We start from the raw sequence: 18,238 nt of genomic DNA on the forward strand, positions 1-18,238 counted from the left end.
GAGCGAAGTGAACACAACAAAAAAGGGCTGGAGTGAGCCAGCCCTTGAACAATATAGTTTGAAAGCAAGATTAGCGGCCGTAAGTGGTTTCGATGTAGCGCTCAAATTGATCGCACATATCGGCATCACTTAGCTCGTTGCTCGCCAGAATCTTCGTGCCATCGACTACGGTGATGCGGGCATTGAGAGACGCTGGCTGCGGACGCGTGCGCTCGCCCAGCGTCGCAATTTTCTTCAGCTCCCGTTGCCACGCTTGTTCACTGGAAAGGTTGCATGCATCGGCGAGGTACTTGGCGTTAAACCCTTCGCCAGTGAGGCTTTTGATCGATTGCGAGTGAGAAACACTGTTGCCTGCATGCCAGTAATGTTTTGCCAGTAAAGGGCCGATCTCTGGGTTGTCAGTCAAGTAACCAAACTTCTCGGTGAAGTAAGCGCGAGTTTGATACACCGCCATGTGTGCTAACAGATAACCTTGGTAAGCGCAGGATGCTTCATCCGACAGTAGATGTGGGATAGCCATCAGCGGCCTTGGGCTGCACGCCAGCCCTAAAATCTTCTGTTCGGTATCGCGCGCCAACTGAGTGACCACTTCTGGCGTCAGTTGGGTTTCCTCCAGTTCGTACAAGGCACGTTCAAAGTACGGCACAACTAAGATGCTGCGCTCTTCGTAGGCTTTAAATGGCTGACGGCTGTTGATCATCGCTTGAATCACTTCATCCGGTACCGGATTGCCATTGGCATCGAGCGCGTACAATTTCAGCCAATCGGCATCGTTGAGTAAGCTGTCGCAGAACATGGATTGCGTTTCTGCATACGCCATTGAGGTTGGCGCGAACTCTTGCGAGAAGCATGGCGCGTTCATTTTCACGTTGGCAAAGTGCGCGGCGTGGCCGCCCTCATGGAACAAGGTGTTAATGCCATCGTAACCACTGCCAACTTGATCTGGTTTGGCGTTCGAAGTGAAGTTGACCTTAGCCGCGATCCATTCGCCCTGATCGTAGAACGACGGGATGGGGCCGTGGCAGAAACCATTCGGGTATTTGCCTTTGCGATCCAACAAATCGAGGGTTAACTCGGCCGCGGAGTAGTCGATGTTCAATCGGCCAAACGATTCGACCCAGCGGCGCAGCGATTTAGAAAAAGGCACGTACGGATCGAGATCGCGCATCGCATCGCCTGCAAATGAGAAGATGAAGTTGTGCCCGTGTAGAGCTGCTGCTCCTTTTTCTTGCGCCAGTTGCTGCAAGCTATTTTGATGCGATTGGCGAGTACGTTGCTCGAAATCATCCAAAATGGCGAACAGCGCTTGTGTGGTCATGTGCTCGGTTTTAACCACCGAATAGTCAAAGAAATTTCGGTAGCCCATCGAACGAGCAAAAGCATTGCGTTTTTTGACCAGCTCTAAGAAACCGTTTTTTAGCAGCCACTGTTCGAGATTGAGCAGGGCTTGGTGAGCCGATTGACGCACCGCTTCCTGATCGCTATTGCGAATCGCCGCGCCAAGTACTGGCAGACTGCCTTCGACTTCTTGACCCTGCTCGTTGGTGTAGGTCATGACGTGGTTCTGTTTTTTCTCAAACAGTTCTGCTTCGAAACGGATCAGCTCGGCTTTTTGCTCGCGGGCGGTGTCGGCTTCAATCGCATGCGATTCAAACATGTTCAGCCAGCCTTGTAGCCCCTGTTTGGTCGCACTTTTTTCTTGTTGGTCAGTGATCTGCTCCGCCGCTTGAAGTTGTTGTTTGATCTCAGCGATCTTGTCGGCTTGGGCTAAAAAGTTGGTCCATTGTGTCTGTGCTTGGGTTGAGCCTTGGTGATCATCGCTGATGCCCATGTAGGTTTCCCAGAAGAAATCTTCTTTGCGGCGATGAATGGTCAAATATTGGTGATTGAGTTGATTAAGGTAGGAAGTCGCAGTCATTTTTGTCCTTGAAAATGGTTGCTTTGAAGAAGCGCCATTATGACATGGCGCGCGAATCGGCCCTAAAGTGCCACAAGTTTCATTTTGCCGCAATTTGTAAACTGCAATGTACCCTTAGTTTACAGCAGGTCTTTGGGGCTCTGTTTGGCAATCAGCTTAGCGAGTAAATCGATCGCCGTTTGCCAATTTTTATCTTGATTAAAGGTCGCGACACAAAAACGCACACAGTGCCGATATTGCTGCTGGGTGCCGAACAGCGTGCCGGGCAGCAAGCTGATACCCTGTTGTTTGCATTGTTGATAAAGCTGATAGCTGTCAAACCCTTGCGGAAGGATTAACCACAGCAAAAAGGAACCCTGCGCTGGGTGAAGAGTAAACCTGCCCAGCATGCTGGGATACTGGTTTAACGCCTTGATAAGCATCTGGCAGAACAGTTTGCTGTTGTGCTGATAGATCCGCCGCATGCGTGCGGTGTGCGAGCGATAACGGCCTGAGGTAAGAAAGCTCGCCACGGCGGTTTGCATCAGATTCAGGCTGCCCATGTTATCGCACAGCAGATGTTTTTCAATCGCTTGGCGATAGCGCCCAGACAATACCCAGCCAATACGCAAACGTGAGTCCAAGGTTTTCGACAGCGAGTTGACGTAAATCACCTTATCTTGGCTATCCAGTGACTTTAGCGTTGGCAGCGGCGCTTCGAAGCTCAGCGCGCCGAACACGTCGTCTTCAATAATGGGTATGTCGGCTGAAATTGTCAGCAGTCGCTGCCTTTTCTCCAGTGTCATAGTCGCGCCAGTCGGATTGGTGAAATTGGGCGTGACTAAAATCACCTTGATCGGCCATTGGCTCAGTGCCAGAGCGAGTGCATCGATCTCCATCCCGCTCCTCGGGCAACTGGGGATTTCAAGCACTTTGAGACCTAACGACTCCAGCAGCAGCAAGGTGCCGAAATAACAAGGCGATTCCACGGCGACGATATCGCCGGGCTTGGTAATGGCACGCAGTGCGAGACTGATGGCTTGCTGTGCGCCATGGGTGACAATTAAATCATCGACGGAGGCGGGCACGCCGAGATCCGCCGTCAATTTTGCCAGTTGTTTAATCAGCAGTTTATCGCCTGGCGGTAATTGGTAGTGGCTGGGGAAGTGGTTTTGCATCCTGCTATGGCGGCCGATTTCGGCGTAGAGACTTTTGATCGCGGGCGCTTCGATATTGGGGTGCGCGGAGCCTGTCGGTAGCCGCTCCCGCTGCTCGGGATAGCTGAGGATCTCGCGGCACACCGAAAGCAGATCCACGTCGGCAGGAGCGCAGCATGTTTGTGTGCGCTCATTTTGTCGCTCTTTAACGCGAAATCCGGAGCGATGTTGCGCATAGACCAGCCCTTGTGCTTCCAGCTCCTGATAGGCGCGGATCACGGTATTTTTACTCACACCAAGCGTTTGTTGCAGCTCGCGTATCGACGGAAGCCGGTCTTCTGCTTGATACTGCCCGGTGGCGATTCGCTGCTTAAGATGCTGCTCGACTTGCAAGTATTTATTTTCGTTCATACTGCTTTGAGAAACTGTACCCATAAAAACGGCCTTGTCTGTCTCTTATCTCTTTATCTGTACCCGACTAAAGTAACCCAAAATAGTAAAACAAGACGAGAGAAAGTAACCATGTTGCTGAGATTGATCCCATTTATGTTTGTGGTGTTGTGGGCCTCTGGCTTTGTTGGCGCGAGATTGGGCTTGCAGTACGCAGAGCCGGCAACGCTACTGTCGATTCGTATGGCGGCCAACGTCGTGCTGTTTTTGCTGCTGGTGGCACTGCTTCGGCGCAGAATGCCCACCGGAGCAGGGCTTTGGCACTCTTGTGTGGTTGGCATCTTGATCCACGGTTTTTATCTTGGTGGCACCTATCTGGCGATTTCACTGGGGATGCCAGCCGGATTGAGTTCGCTTTTGGTGGGCATTCAGCCGATTTTGACAGCAGTAATACTGCTGCTAACCCTGCAAGAGCGCTTTCGCAGCTCTCAATGGGTGGGGTTGGTACTTGGCTTTATTGCTATCAGTTTGGTGTTGTCGGGCAAAATGGACTGGCAATCGGAGGAGTATAAATGGCAAGCGGTGACGCTGTGTTTGATGTCGTTGGTGGGCATTACCCTCGGTACCTTATACCAAAAGCGCTTTTGCCATGGGGTGGATATGATTGGCGGTGCGACGGTGCAGTATATGGCGGCGATGCTGCTATTTTTACCTTACGCAGTGCAGTTTGAAACGATGCAGGTGCAGTGGACTGGCGAGTTTATTTTCGCTCTCATTTGGCTGGTGTTGGTGCTCTCCTGTGTGGCGATTTTGCTTTTACTTTATATGGTGAGAAATGGTGCGGCGTCGAGTGTGGCGTCGGTGTTTTACCTTGTGCCACCGATGACGGCGTTGCAAGCGTGGCTGATGTTCGGTGAATCGTTTGATATCAATGGTGTCGCTGGTTTTGTTTTGGCCGCTGTGGCGGTGTTCTTGGTGGTACGCAAGCCTAAAATAGCACCGTTAGACGAAACCGACCCCGTGGCTGCCTCTACCGTGAAATCGTGACGGCAAACTGAGGTGTTATTGATTTAGCGAATGCCGCTGATAGACGTTGCTGGGATCTTAACCTATTTTTTAGTTAGCTTTCGGCAAAAAACAGGTGGAATATGGGCGTCTTATATCGCAGCTTTTGTCTCTTAGGAATTGTCCTCACGGCGCTGCTTTCCGCGTCTGCTGTTGCTCAGGTATCCTCGCTTGAGGATCTTGCTTTCTATTCAGAAGTCTACCCGCCGGCGAACTTCATTAAAGATGATGCTCCTGCTGGCTACTCGGTCGACATTCTTATTGAAGCGGCAAAATTACAAGGTGTGCAGATCACCCCTCAGCAGATAGTCATTCAGCCTTGGGCTCGCTCTTATCGAGCGACCTTGACCAACAATGATGCGGTGCTGTTTTCTACCACGCGCACCGAGCATCGTGAAGATCTGTTTAAATGGGTCGGACCGATTAGCGATATTAAAGCGGTGGTGCTGTCACGAGTCGATTCCGGTATTGTCATCAAGGAACCGATTGATATGGCGAACTATCGTATTGGTGTGATTCGTGACGATGTCGGGGAACAAATGTTGCTGGAGTTGGGCGTGCCGCGTGAAGCGATGCAAGAAGCCAACTACGTGACCCAACTGGCCGAGCAATTGATGAAAAAACGCATTGATCTGCTCGCCTACGATGAAAACGCAGCACTTTGGTGGACTGGCCAAGCCGGGCTCGATCCTAAGATGTTTAAGGTGGTTTACATCCTTAAAAAAGGTGAACTCTACTTTGCTTTTAATAAGCATGTGCCTCAGAAGGTCGTAGAACAATTACAGATGGGTATTGATCGTTTGAAAAGCGAGAAAAATGCAGAGGGCATTTCGTTACATCAAGCGATTATGAATCGCTATCGTTAAGCATCTTCCCCATGCAAGCGGGTTGCATGGGGAAGACTGTCCGTTTAGTTGCCCCAAATCGCGCTGACAAACTCCGGATGATCGATAAATGGATTGCGGTTACCTTGGAACTCAAACACCGCTTGGTTGCGATCTCGTTCCTTTTGACTCACCGGATCCGCGCTATGCCAACGTTTGAGCATATTCAGCATCCAAGGTTCAAACACAGTGCTGTTCGTACCGTCAAGAATCGCGTCGGAGTTGCTGGTATTGCCTTCCCAATTGGCAATGGCATTTTCGTAGCGGGTTGCCATGTAGAAGTAAGCGCGAGCAAAATCCCCTTTGAACTCGTCAATGGGCTCAAATACGGTGCCGTTGTAGCCTAACGTCGCTGAAGCCGTGCCCAGTTTCGACCCATTGCCAGATACATAACTGGCGCTACCTACTTCACCAAATGGCCAGTTGCTGCGCTTGGCATTTACATAACCGTCGGTGGCGAAAATGTGGTGACCATCTGAGTTCATTGGTTCAATGGTGCCGCCAAACCAGCTTTTCGGGAAAGAGTGCTCACGGTTGTAGCAATCGCCTTCTTTGCTGTACTGGCCGCATTGGTCCGTTACTTTAGTAAACTGAGCACCGTCAGCACCCGCAGGTTTCTCCGAGTACATATCAAGGATGGAACCGTCCTGCTCATAGTAGAGATCCAAATCGGCGACTTTCGCTAGGTTCCAAATTGCGCTGTAGCCTTGGCTGTTATGATTGGCGATGATGTTGTAGAGCGCGGTTTTCAGTGCAAAACCCGTTTTGCCCTCAGCGGCTTTGTAATATTCGCCGAGCACCGGTGGTTCAGTAGGATCGGTTGGATCCGTTGGCGTACCGTTGCCCAAAGTAAAGGTGGTTGCCTGAGTTTTGCCAAACTCAGCGCCAGAGGCAAGCGTGCTGCCGTTGGCGACCAGGCTGTAAGAGCCATTCCCCACGCTACAGCAGATGCCGTCTCCGTAGGTATCGTTGATTTCAAACGTATATTCGCCATCGGCGAGGCACATTTCTACCGTATTGCTGGAAGAATTGTCATAGCCAGAGCCAGAGAACAAGCTGCTGCCTGATTTGTCTTTAAGCAACCAACTGGTTTCGCTGGCGTATTGGTCGGTGATTAAGGTCAAAGTCGCGGTAGTATTGGCGCAACTGGTTGGTTCTGTCGGAGTGGTGGCGGTCTCTGTCGGCTGAAAATTGTCGATATAAACGGTTTCAGAGCCGTCAAAACCAGTCATGTCATAAAAACGCAGACCGACAGTAATCTCTTTGGTGGCGGTCGCGGTGTAAGCAAAAGTGAGATCTTGCCATTGGTTCACGAGGCCACTATTGGAATAGCCCTGATAGCCGTCCACGATCAAACGTGCTTTTACTTTGCCTTCAGTGTGATAAAGCGACACGGAAAACTGGTAAGTTTTGCCCTGTTCCACCTGAACAAGCTGAGTGAAATCGGTCTCGGATTGAGTTCCGGTATTGACCGCGATGGCCGCAGCGAGTTTGCCGCTTTTAAATACCGAATTACTTTGGCTCAGCGCAATACCGGAATCAATGGTTGTCCATCCGTTTGGTGTGTTGTTGGTCCAACTTTCAAAGTCACCATTGGTGACTTGTGCGTACGCTGCGCTGGTGGAGAGCAGAGTCAGTGCACTTAGAGTCATTATTCTATTTAGCATATAACCTTCTGTTTAATGATATAAAAATCAATTAAGGATAAAGTTTCATCGCAACAGGAAAGTTAACAAAGGTCGCAATTTTGCATTACAAAACCATTACTTTCATGAATATGTTTGAATTTTGTCACGAAATAAACAGGAAACCGATTTCGTTAATCAAGGAGTGATGAAAGGTTAGCCAAATATAAAAAAAGGGATGCTGATAACAGCATCCCAAACTAGCAGGGTGAGACACCCAGCTTATGTCGCTGAGCTGGCGTTACTCAGCACATTTGGACGCCATTACTTTGAGTGGCGTACCTTGTTGGTCAAATTGCAAACTCCAGACGTAACGGCCTTCCGCCATAATGGTCACCGCGGTATCTTTACCATAGCCGCCTTTAATCAATGGGTTATCTTGGCCTAATTTCAGACTAAGCCCTTTGGCGGTGAACTGAGGAGTCCAGGTTTTAGCGGCATACTGCATACGGTAGCTGCCCGGTTTTTCGTTGGTCACCACTTGGTAAACGCCGTCGCCTTTGTACTCAAACTGGCGATGATCTTGGTGCTGCCAAGCCGAATCGCTGAAATCGCCAACCACGTAGAGTTTTTTGCGAATAGGGCCACTTTCATCGAGCGTTGGGTTATTGCACTGCGCCATGAAGCCTTCACCGATGCCACTGGCCATCGCCGCTTTGGCAACTTTAGGGCCAGCTGCCGAAGGTTGATTGATCTTGAGGAAGCGTGCTTCAAGTGGGTTGAGCGAGATCAGATATTGCCCGTCGATCAGTTTGATCTCTTCACCTGTCAACAGATCGGTCAAGCTGCCCGTTGATCCCACTTTTTCATCGCTCAGTTGCAAATATTGCAGCCCTTTGCCGAGATTCGCCACGTAGAGAATCGATTCGTCAGCCGTGCTTTTATGATCCGCGTAGACTTTATTGTCAGCCAGAACATTGACTCGCTTGCCTTTAGCAAGAGCTGGATGATTACTACGCAGCGCCATTAATTTTTGCACGTACTGCTTGAGGTCTTGCTCGTTGGCATTCAACGTCGCCGTTACACCTTCCACTTTGCCGCTGGAGCGAGCAACATGATCGTCACACAAGCCTTTAACCGCGCAATCTTGTTCTACTTTCGCGGCGAAATTATCGACCTGATCGCCAATCTCATCGCCGTAGTAGAGGGTGATTGGCCCAGTGTAAGCCGCTTGGAAAGCGAAGACCGCTTTGTGGCGCAGCCAGTATTCAGCATCTTGTGGCTCGGCGATGTTGCCGCGCTGCAAGAGATCGCCAAAGCGGACTAAGTCATGGTTACCGATCATCAGGCTCGGCTGAGCATGGCTTGGATACAGCGCATGTAAGTCCATACCTTCTGCCAGCCATTCGCCCGACTTACCGCCTACGCCCGCCTCATTGACCGCAAAGGTTTCGACTAGGCGGTAGCGTACAGGGAAGTCAAAAGCGGAGCATAGTGCGGGGTTTTCTGCGCTGCCATAACCGGTTTCGGTGATGCGGTTTTCACCCGCCCAAATCTCGGCCACCATGTAGCCAAGTGGGTTGACGTTTTCCCCTTTGCTATTGGTATAAGTGACACTTTTTGAGGCGTCATCTACGGCTTTGCGGATCTCTACCCAAGCCTCTGTCGGCACTTGGTACGCTTGGTCTAGGCGCCAACCGTCGATCTTGAGTTCCTTAACCCAAAATTGCGCCACCTCCTGATAGAAAGCGAGGCTTTCCGGGTAATCTACTGGATTGTTGCCTCCAGCCGGAAGCTTGCCTGTCGGTGAGGCGACCACGTTGCCTTTGTGGTGACCAAACACGCCATCAAAGAAGACGTATAAGCCGCGTGCGTGGGCTTCTTCGACCAATCGACGTGCGTCGTCCATGCTGCCAAAACGTGGGTCTATTTCAAAATAGTTGGTGGCAAAATAACCGGTGGCGTCAAGGCGATCTGCCCAGTGATCTTGCCCCGCCTTCGGTACAGAGTTAAAGATTGGTGTGAGCCAAATGCCGTTCATCCCCAACGATTGGATGTAATCAAGCGAGTCAATGATGCCCTGAATATCGCCCATATGGTGGCTGGTGCCGTAGCCAGTGCCGTGGCCAATTTGCTCGTTGCCGTTGACAAAGCTCTCCACCATGACTTGGTAGATACGCAGGTCGTCCGCTTTATCCGTCGCGGCGACATCACATTGATAGGCGTTGGTGCTGGGCAGTTTCTCGACATTGGAAGATGAGTTACAACCGGCCAGCAGGGCGGTGGCAACCGCCAATGAAAGTGTGGTGAGTACCTGTTTCACGTTAATTTCCTTATTAGAGTTTTGCGCAAATTATTGATGAATAATTCATCAATAAAATCAGCCTTTTTACTCAGTCAGCAGGGAGGAGGAGGGAGGATGAGAGATCGTCATCACAGCCGTTCGGACCTTAATGCCTACCGAGCTTGTGGTGGATCACAGATCGTTGAGTAAAAAGTAAAAACGCCATCGAAAGTAGATGGCGTTTTTGTGAGGGTGAGCAAATTTGTTTTGTCAGGCTGTCAGATGACGGGTTGGGCGTTAGTGAGCGGCGTCAGCGCTGTACCAATTATGTTTGTACGCCATCGAACCTAACAAAGCATGAGCTTTGGCTCGTTCAATATCCTCTGGGGTTGCGTCTTTGGGCGTGAGTGTTTTATCGGCAAAGTTGTATTGGTAGGTCGACACTTTTTCGCCAGGAGAGAACACCACCAGATTGTCGCGGGTAAGGTAACCGAAGTTTTTATCAAATTGCATCATGGCTCGTTCATCTTCACGGGCGAGAGGTTTGGTTAAATCTCGGCCAATCATCGGCGTCGTCGCATCCACCCCAATCAAAGAGAGTAAGGTTGGTGGCATATCTAAGTTATTCGCCAAGCGATCGTCTTCTCTCGGAGTGATATCTTTACCCAGAATCAACGCCGGGATATGGAAATGCTCCACAGGAACGAGCTGTGAACCGTATACGCGGGCATCGTGATCGGCGATGATGATAAACACGGTATTATCCCAGTAGTCTGATTTTTTCGCTTTATCGAAGAAAGTGCCAAGTGCGTAATCTGAGTATTTCACTGCATTGTTGCGCGTATTGAACTGGGCATCATACGGCTCAATCTTACCAGCGGGATACTCAAACGGGCTGTGGTTGCTCGAGGTAAAGACTAGACTAAAGAAAGGCTTACCTTGTTGATTGAGACGAGTGAATTCTTGATCCGCTTTGGTATAGAGATCTTCATCACTCACCCCCCAAGAGCCTTTGAACTCAGGGTTATCATATTGAGGCTCATCGACAATCTGTTCAAAGCCATTACCAAGGAAAAAGCTTTTCATGTTATCGAAGTGCGCTTCGCCGCCGTAAATGAATTGGGTGTGATATCCCTGCTTTTGCAGTAAATCCGCGATGGTGAAAAAGCCAGTTTGGCTTTTACTCAATTTGACCACAGCGCGTGATGGTGTCGGTGGGAAACCCGTCGTTACCGCTTCAATTCCTCGAACAGAGCGCGTTCCTGTTGCGTACATTTGGGTAAAGCTCCAGCCTTCTTTGAGGAGCTGATCCAAATTTGGTGTCAATGGCAAGCCGCCCAATCCACCAACAAAACGGGAACCTAAGCTCTCTTGCAATAAGATCACGAGGTTTTTCTTTTTGCCTTGATGTGTGGCAGGGTTAAAGTTTAGCGTTGGTAAGCTGCCAGGCAGATAGTTCTCTTTGGCGGAAGATTGCTTTACTAACTCGATAACGCGATTGGTGTCCATCTTGCCATAAAATTGCACCGCACTTCGCTCGGATTTCATGTTGTTGATAGCAAAAAAGACCGAGTAAGCCGAGTTCAGCACAAGATCATTGACCAATGGATCGCTAGAAAATGCCACCATCGCCGGGTTGAGCGGTCGATGGCCTAGTGATGAACGTGCGCCGAGTACGCCAAGAATGATAACGGCGACCGCCAATACGGGACGCCAGCGCCACTTGACTTGCTGAGTTTGCGCCGTGACTTTTTCGCTCCATTTCCAGCCAAACCACAAGGTCGCGACAGAGCCGATCAAACCGATAAACAGCTCCAGTTTATAGCCCGACCAGAGCATGCTGAACACTTCTTTGGGATAAATCAGGTATTCAACAAACAAACGGTTTGGCCGCAGGTCGTATTCCATGATGAAAGGCGGTGTGGCGAGCTCCATGTAAACGAGAATCCACAAACCTGCAACTAGCCAGAGTCGTAGCAACGTTCGCCAAATTTTACCGAAGATGCCTTGCACGGGAAAAAGCGCAGCCAGCAGCGCCGGCAGGATAAATAGCCAACTGAGCGTGGCTATATCGACTCGAATACCTTGCACGATGAGATTCAGCCATCCTTCAGCGGCACTGACTCGGTCTGCTTGCCAAACGGCAAGCAGCACTCTTGAGGTGGTAAGAAGACCTAAAGCAAAGGCGCTAAATGCCAAAATAGGATGTAATGGGCCCAAATTCAGTTTGCGCATGAATGATTTCCTTATGAACGGCACGCAGAGAAGAGATCAAGCCGAGAGTTATACAGCTCGGTTTGGACGTCCATTATCCCAAGCAATGAATGGAAAATATAGTCATGTGAATAGGTATCTGTTTGTTGAACCTCTGATTTTAGGCAGCTTTCGTTCACATTTTTGGCTTTCTTAAAACCTGAAGACATCCAGAGTATCAATGGCACTTTGGTTTGGTACTCTGGTGCTAAGCCATAGGGCATTCCGTGCAGGAATAGCCCGTTTTCTCCAAGCGATTCGCCGTGATCCGAAACATAAATCAGCGCGGTATTAAATTGCTCTTCAAGGCGTTGCAATTTCTCAATCGTCTGAGCAATCACATAATCGGAATAGCGTATGGTGTTGTCATAGCTGTTGGTGATCTGCTCTACGCTGCAGTTTTCGATATCAGCGCGAGGGCAGTCGGGCATAAACACGGCGTGTTCTTTAGGGTAACGTTGGAAGTAGGTCGGGCCATGGCTACCGATAAGGTGCAGCGCAATCATACGGTTGCCTTGCATGCTGGCGACTTCTTGGTCAAAGTTTTCCAGCAATGCCATATCAAAGCAGGTGCTACCATTACACATGGCATCTTTGCGCGAACGATCGACCGTCACGGAAGGAATGTTTCGTGCAACGCCTTTGTCGCCGCCATCATTTTCTTTCCACAATAGAGAAACATCAGCACGATTTAAAATATCCAGCACATTGTCTTGGTTATCTGCCACGGAACGTTCGAAATTTGCACGAGTTAGGTTGGAGAATAGACAAGGAACAGAGACGGCTGTTGCGGTGCCGCAAGAACTGACATCCTGGAATGAGATGACGTCAAACTGGCTGGTATAAGGATTGGTCGCACGCTCATAACCATTTAATTGGTAGTTTTGCGAGCGAGCCGTCTCGCCCATCACAAACACCAGCAAAGTGGGCTTGGTTTGTGCTTGAGCAAGCGCTTGATCCGACTGTTTCGCATCTAGTCCCAGTTGTTGATACGGCTGTGGCGTGGTGAAATAAGTATCACGTATGTACTGAGTCGCGCTGTAGACGTACTGTGTCGGGATGATCATTTTCTTCAGGTAGCTGTTATTGCGACCGACCGAGGCGTAATCCTGATAGTAAAGCGCTGCGATAACCCCAATGGCGAGAACAGAGGCCAGAATCATCGCGAGTTTGTGCAGCGTCATGCGAATAAAAGAACCGCGCATGGTGAGCTTGACACGCAACACCCAAATAGCTGGGATGATGCCCATCAGTAGCGTCCAGACAAGCGAGTAGGTGCTAAAATAAGAGCTGGCTTCGCTGCTGTCGGTCTCGAAGATATTGGCAATCATGCTGTAATCAAACAAGGTGCCGTAGTTGTACCCTGCGTAGCTCACCATGCTCGATACAATCAGCAACAGGGCAAAAAGCGGCTTACTCAGCCAAGGCCAACTCAATAGGTTGAAGATCAGATTGAGCGCCGCCAGAAAGAACAATGGAATGGAAATGGCAAAGCCAATTTTAACCGTGTCCAGCTTAGTGAAAATAGATAACAACTCTTTATAAACCGGTAGGTTAACCACCAGTGTAAAGTAGAGCGCCATCAAAAAAGTGAAGGAGAGATAGGAGAATTCGCCTTTTGTGGCGGTTTTAATTCTGTTCAACATCATGCCAGTAATACCGAAGACCAAACAAACAGTGCTAGTGCCAGCGCAACAAAAACCGCCGCCGAGCCGATATCTTTGGCTCGTCCACTTAGTTCATGATGCTCGCTGCCAATACGGTCAACCACTGCCTCTACAGCAGAGTTCAGCAGTTCAACAATCACCACCAGCAGGAGGCTGGAAACCAGCAAAATGCGTTCGATATGAGTCACTGGTAAGAGAAACGCCACGATAGAAAGGAGTGTGGTGAGAATCATCTCTTGCCGAAATGCGGCTTCATGCCCCCAAGCGGCTTTAAGCCCTTGAATGGAGTAACCGGTTGCATCAACGATACGGCGAATGCCTGTTTTTCCTGGTTTCAAAACAATGTTCCTGCTTTGCTGTGTTTGTTTAGAATGGCGCTGCTTTCTTAAGATTGGCTTAGCAATCGGCGCGCTCGTCGGTGAGCGGGACGCAATAACACGCGGGCATCACAAGATGCCGCGCTTAGAGATGCTGCCAAGTTGGAAACACAGAGCCGGAAAGTCCGACATTAATGACGTGATAGGGAGGTGGCTGTTAACACTGTCATCAATAGTGGGGCTCAAATGTACAGTGTTTTATATTTTGAGTCCGTCAGACTCTGTAATGAAATGTAAGACGTAAGCGATGTGGTGATAATTAGTGCAACTTATTTTGCGTGACCGCGTTATGGCGTACGTGCAAGAAAAAGCAAGCACCGCCTAAAGGGCTGTGAGCGATGTCGACACCGCCGCGATGGACGGTTGCAATCTGTTTGACAATCGCTAACCCAAGGCCATAACCGCTAGTCGACTTGTTACGTGATTTGTCCACGCTGTAAAAGGCATCAAATAAGTAGGGCCAGTCTTTTTCGCTGATGCCGGGGCCATCATCGTGAACTTCGACCGTCAGTTGATCTTCGTCTGTGAAGATGGTCAAGACGATGCGTGATTTGGCGTAGCGCATGGCGTTACGAACCAAGTTATCCAGTGCTCGTTTGACAAGGTGGGGATCGATGTGTACCGACGAAAGGGGTGTTTGTAGCTCGATGTCTACCGAATGAGGCGTTTCACTCTGCCATCGTTGCTGCAAAGTGGTAAACCAAGGTGATAGTGTAATGGGTTGAGTTTGAATATTGGCCTGAGGGCGCTCCATTTTGGCGTAGTAGAGCATTTCCTCCACCATGTGTTCCATTTCATCAATGTCTTCCACCATGCTAGAGACAGATTTACGTTGTTCCTTGCTCAGTTCTGAGTCCGCTAAGAGATCGGCTTGCCACTGCAAGCGGAAGATCGGGGTGCGCAGCTCATGAGCCACCGCGTTGGTCAGCATGCGATTACTGGTGATCAATTTGGCAATTTTATCGGCCATGATGTTAAAGCTTTTGTTGAGGCTTCCAACCGAATAACGGCTGGTGGTTTTTGCACGCACCGAAAGGTCGCCGGAGGCAAAAGCTAAGGTAACTCGTTCCAACTCGCGCACGCGGCGGCTCAAAAACCAGATCAGTAACACGCAGTAGAGCGCAAACCCCAGCATAAAGAAAACCCAAATGAGGTTATCTGCAAAATCAATAGCTTGCCTAAGTGGGGAGTGTATGTCGTCCGCCAGATGATAGACCATGGAGGTGTCGTCGAAACGTAGCCACAGGCTGCGATCTTGATCAAAGTAGACTTGCAACGCGCTATCGGCAAAGGCGTTCTCCACTTCCGCGGGCAGTGCCATCGGGTCAAATAGCGTCAGCACAGTACGCGTCGATGCCGCGTATTGGCGGATCTGTTGTGTTACGTACAAATCGCCTTTTTCCTCAAAGGCGGGTTCGAGCAACTGATGAAACGCCTCTGCCTGATATTGCTCGAGGATCTGGTCGTAGTCCGTATTCCACTGATAAACCACGGTTTCATAGCCCCACAGCGTGGCAAAAAACAGGATAACTAAGCCACAGAATGCTTCGAGGTAGATGCGTTTCATATTGAGTCGTTACTCCCACACATCCGGCATAAACATATAGCCTTTACCGCGTACGGTGAGGATCTTTCTCGCTGGTGTGGTGGTGTCGTCGAGTTTTTTGCGCAGGGTAACAATGCGATTGTCTATGGTGCGATCAATGCCATCGTACTCGATACCGCGTAAGGTTTTGGTCAGCCATTCTCGGGAGAGCACTTGCTCTGCGGAGCTGGCCAATAGCCAAAGTAAATCAAATTCACCGTCGGTCAGGCTGACAACACGCTCGGCAATCTGGCACTCCTTACGAATTCGGTTAAGTTTGAGTACGCCAAATTGGCAGTGGTTGCTCTCTTCATTGAGCGTAACATCTGGACGGCGGAGCAGCATTCTGATCCGAGCTAATAATACGCGTGGCTTAATCGGTTTGCTGACATAATCATCGGCGCCCATTTCCAGTGCTGCGACGTGGTCAAAATCGTCATCACTGGCGGTAAGCATGAGAATTTTGCCAAAGTAACTGTCACGAATTTGTCGGCAGACGCTTAAGCCATTTTGGCCCGGTAGCATCAGATCAAGCAAAACGATGCACGGCTTTTCCTGCAAAATCAGCGATGGGGCATCCAAGCCATTGTCGGTCGTGATCACGGTAAATCCTTGTGACTGAAAATAGTCACCCAACATTTGTTGTAACTTGATGTCGTCTTCGACAATGATCAACTTGTGGTTTTCTGCCATGGTCTATTTCTATGCTTTGTATTTGTTATGATTTTTGGTTTCGCCTTTCAAGGCGATGTGAAATTACACCTTTCACCGCGTTGTTTCAAATAGTTCGGCTTAATTCGTGCTCAGTTCTGAACAGTGTATCAATAATGAAAAAGAGTCATCGTTGCTGATAAAGAGCATAGCAAAAAGCCATGCAACGGCATGGCTTTGGTCAGTTTTCGCAATGTGCTAAGCCGTGTTTTTGCTTAGGTTCATACTAGTAAGCGACAGAAATACGTTGCTTGGCGTGTTTCGCCGTTTCCAGTTCATCCAGCATGGCGCTGGCGAAGTCCGCGACTGAAATCTTGCTGTGGCCTTGTGCATCGGTCAGTAGTTGGTCGCCACCAACTCGGAAATGGCCGACTTTCTCACCCGGGAAAATTTCGGCCGCTGGGCTAACAAAAGTCCAATTGAGCGGTGAGTCACTGTGGCGAAACACTTGCAATGCTTGCGACTGGGCTAATGCTTCATCTTTATACTCCGCTGGAAAATCGGGTACAGTAACCAGTTGAACGCCAGGGGCAACTTCCAGTGACCCTGCGCCGCCGACCCACAGCAGGCGTTTTACGCCCACGTTTGGCAGTTGCTCCAGCAGTTTTGCTGCCGAGCGTTCAACCATATCGTGGTTACCTGCCGCGCGACCGCCGATGGAGGCGATAACAGTGTCTACCCCTTGGAGGGCTTGAGCAAAATCTTGCTCTGCGAGCACATCCAACTGGCGCACTTCAACGTCTTGGCGTTCGATGGCGCTTGGATTGCGCACCAATACGATGACTTGATGACCACGAGTTACTGCTTCTTCTACGATTTGGCTACCAATCCAGCCAGATGCACCTAATACCGCTACTTTCATTTCAATCTCCTGTGATTTATCCCGTCTTTCTCGACAACCATTGCAGTCTACTGGCTAATGATTTGGTGATAAATGCTGGCTATTGATATAGATTGTATCTGCATTTCGATCTAATTGGTGACGTATGGATAAGTTGGAAGCGATAAAGAGCTTTATTGAAGTGGCGAATTGCCGCAGTTTTACCCAAGCGGCGGAAGTGCTCAATCTTAGTCGATTACAGGTGTCGCGGCATATTCAAGAGATGGAAGCGTGGTTGCAGCAGCGGTTGTTACACCGCACAACCAGAAAAGTCAGCCTGACCGACGCGGGCGAACAGGCTTATGTGCGTTGCCAACGCATTCTCGACGAAGCGGCGGCGTTGCAAGTGGAAGCGTTGAGTCGATCTCAGGCTTTAAGTGGTTTGATCCGCGTGTCAGCGCCGATTGGCTTTTCTCAGCATCTATTGATTGATGCGGTGTGTGCGTTCACCCAGCTTCATCCGCAAGTGACGGTGGACATTCTCGCCTCGGATAAGTTTTCCCAGTTGGTGGACGAACGCGTCGATGTGGCGCTGCGCTATACCAACCAGCCTGACGAGAGTTTAATTGCGAGAAAACTGATGGCGATCGATACGGTGATTTGCGCCTCGGAGGAATATTTACAACGCCACTCGCCAATAGAACAGCCTCAAGATCTGCGCCAGCACAACTGTTTGGTGCATCTGAGCTCGGTGCTGTGGCGTTTTGTTGCGGATAACCAAGTAACGGAAGTGGAGGTGAAGGGCTGCATTCGTGCCAACGATATGGGCACTTTGCTTGGCGCGGCGAAGGCGGGGCATGGGATTATTCGCTTGCCCTGTGATTTGGCCAATCCGTTGCTGCAACAGGGGAAGTTGCAGGTGGTGTTGCGAGATTATCATGTGCCCGGTTCAGCGCTGTGGGCGGTTTACCTGTCTCGCAGTTATCAGACACCCGTGGTGAGGCAGTTTATTGATTTTATCGCTCAGCGCTGGGGAGAAGACGTACAGCGCTGGCAAGTGCCAAGTGAGTGCCAAAGGCACGGAGAAGAGAGCAGAAATGGCGGGCATTAAAAAAGGCGCGATGAGCGCCTTTACGTGTGTGCGGTTTACTCGCTGGTCAAAACCAAGCTGTTATCGCTACCAAAACCGTTGGCGACATAACCATCGGCTTGAGGATCGTTTTCCCATTTCTCTTCATTAAACAGATAGCGGAACTCGATTTTCTGTTCCTTGGGCAGACGAGTTTTGAACTTAAATTGGCCGCTTTTCTTCACCAACGTCATTGGTTCAGGTTGCCAATTATTGAAATCCCCGGCCACCTGCGCGCTTTCCCAGTGTTCCTGTTCGACTTCAAAAGTCACCTCGACTTCATCTTTTGTCTTGAAAAAGCGTTTCTTTAACATAGCAATATCCTTTTATCTCACAACAACCGCACACCCAAAAAGGTGCTTCAAAAGTAATCTGGGTATAAGTATTACTACTG

The 18,238-nt window shown here is 49.8% G+C and carries 14 protein-coding genes; 3 read left to right on the top strand and 11 right to left on the bottom strand.

Going from position 1 to position 18,238, the window contains the following annotated elements:
* Positions 1-70: 70 nt before the first annotated feature.
* Entirely contained in the window at positions 71-1,918 is a 1,848-nt protein-coding gene (locus tag EWA64_RS17485) for a M3 family metallopeptidase (protein ID WP_061893286.1), read from the bottom strand.
* A 119-nt stretch (positions 1,919-2,037) separates the two neighbouring features.
* A complete protein-coding gene (locus EWA64_RS17490) occupies positions 2,038-3,489 on the bottom strand; it encodes an aminotransferase-like domain-containing protein (protein WP_061893287.1) in 1,452 nt (483 codons plus the stop codon).
* Positions 3,490-3,576: 87 nt separating this feature from the next.
* Here EWA64_RS17490 and EWA64_RS17495 point away from each other — a divergent pair, with 87 nt between their 5' ends.
* Positions 3,577-4,491 (top strand): DMT family transporter, encoded by a 915-nt coding sequence (locus EWA64_RS17495; RefSeq protein ID WP_061893288.1) that lies wholly within the window; start codon positions 3,577-3,579, stop codon positions 4,489-4,491.
* Between the two features lie 101 nt (positions 4,492-4,592).
* The gene (locus EWA64_RS17500; RefSeq protein WP_061893289.1) at positions 4,593-5,375 is read left to right on the top strand and encodes a substrate-binding periplasmic protein; all 783 of its coding nucleotides are present in this window, start codon (positions 4,593-4,595) and stop codon (positions 5,373-5,375) included.
* A 44-nt stretch (positions 5,376-5,419) separates the two neighbouring features.
* On the opposite strand, the gene EWA64_RS17505 is transcribed toward EWA64_RS17500, so the two are convergent.
* From EWA64_RS17505 to EWA64_RS17540, 8 genes are all read right to left on the bottom strand, one after another.
* Positions 5,420-7,060 carry an endonuclease gene (locus EWA64_RS17505; RefSeq protein WP_061893290.1) on the bottom strand — a complete coding sequence of 547 codons (1,641 nt, stop codon included), beginning with the start codon at positions 7,058-7,060 and terminating at the stop codon, positions 5,420-5,422.
* 259 nt (positions 7,061-7,319) lie between these two features.
* Positions 7,320-9,341: an alpha-amylase family glycosyl hydrolase gene (locus EWA64_RS17510; RefSeq protein ID WP_061893291.1), complete on the bottom strand. Its 2,022-nt coding sequence runs from the start codon at positions 9,339-9,341 to the stop codon at positions 7,320-7,322.
* Between the two features lie 258 nt (positions 9,342-9,599).
* Positions 9,600-11,537, bottom strand: coding sequence for an LTA synthase family protein (locus EWA64_RS17515; RefSeq protein WP_061893292.1), 1,938 nt, complete (start codon positions 11,535-11,537; stop codon positions 9,600-9,602).
* 11 nt (positions 11,538-11,548) lie between these two features.
* Complete coding sequence (locus EWA64_RS17520) at positions 11,549-13,204, bottom strand: phosphoethanolamine transferase (protein ID WP_244881407.1); 1,656 nt, start codon at positions 13,202-13,204, stop codon at positions 11,549-11,551.
* Positions 13,201-13,560, bottom strand: a complete 360-nt coding sequence (locus tag EWA64_RS17525; RefSeq protein ID WP_061893293.1) for a diacylglycerol kinase — start codon at positions 13,558-13,560, stop codon at positions 13,201-13,203. Before EWA64_RS17525 ends, EWA64_RS17520 begins: the two co-directional genes overlap by 4 nt.
* Positions 13,561-13,858: 298 nt before the next feature.
* On the bottom strand, positions 13,859-15,166 hold the full coding sequence (locus EWA64_RS17530) for an ATP-binding protein (RefSeq protein WP_061893294.1): 1,308 nt from the start codon (positions 15,164-15,166) through the stop codon (positions 13,859-13,861).
* A 9-nt stretch (positions 15,167-15,175) separates the two neighbouring features.
* Positions 15,176-15,877 (bottom strand): response regulator, encoded by a 702-nt coding sequence (locus EWA64_RS17535; RefSeq protein ID WP_061893295.1) that lies wholly within the window; start codon positions 15,875-15,877, stop codon positions 15,176-15,178.
* A gap of 244 nt (positions 15,878-16,121) precedes the next feature.
* Positions 16,122-16,757: an NAD(P)-dependent oxidoreductase gene (locus tag EWA64_RS17540; RefSeq protein WP_061893296.1), complete on the bottom strand. Its 636-nt coding sequence runs from the start codon at positions 16,755-16,757 to the stop codon at positions 16,122-16,124.
* A gap of 124 nt (positions 16,758-16,881) precedes the next feature.
* Between EWA64_RS17540 and EWA64_RS17545 the strand changes: the two genes are divergently transcribed.
* Positions 16,882-17,826, top strand: a complete 945-nt coding sequence (locus tag EWA64_RS17545) for a LysR family transcriptional regulator (RefSeq protein ID WP_061893297.1) — start codon at positions 16,882-16,884, stop codon at positions 17,824-17,826.
* Positions 17,827-17,861: 35 nt separating this feature from the next.
* On the opposite strand, the gene EWA64_RS17550 is transcribed toward EWA64_RS17545, so the two are convergent.
* Positions 17,862-18,158 carry an isoamylase early set domain-containing protein gene (locus tag EWA64_RS17550; protein ID WP_039427071.1) on the bottom strand — a complete coding sequence of 99 codons (297 nt, stop codon included), beginning with the start codon at positions 18,156-18,158 and terminating at the stop codon, positions 17,862-17,864.
* Between the last annotated feature and the right edge of the window lie 80 nt (positions 18,159-18,238).

The organism is Vibrio cidicii, assembly GCF_009665415.1.
Classification (GTDB): Bacteria; Pseudomonadota; Gammaproteobacteria; order Enterobacterales; family Vibrionaceae; genus Vibrio; species Vibrio cidicii.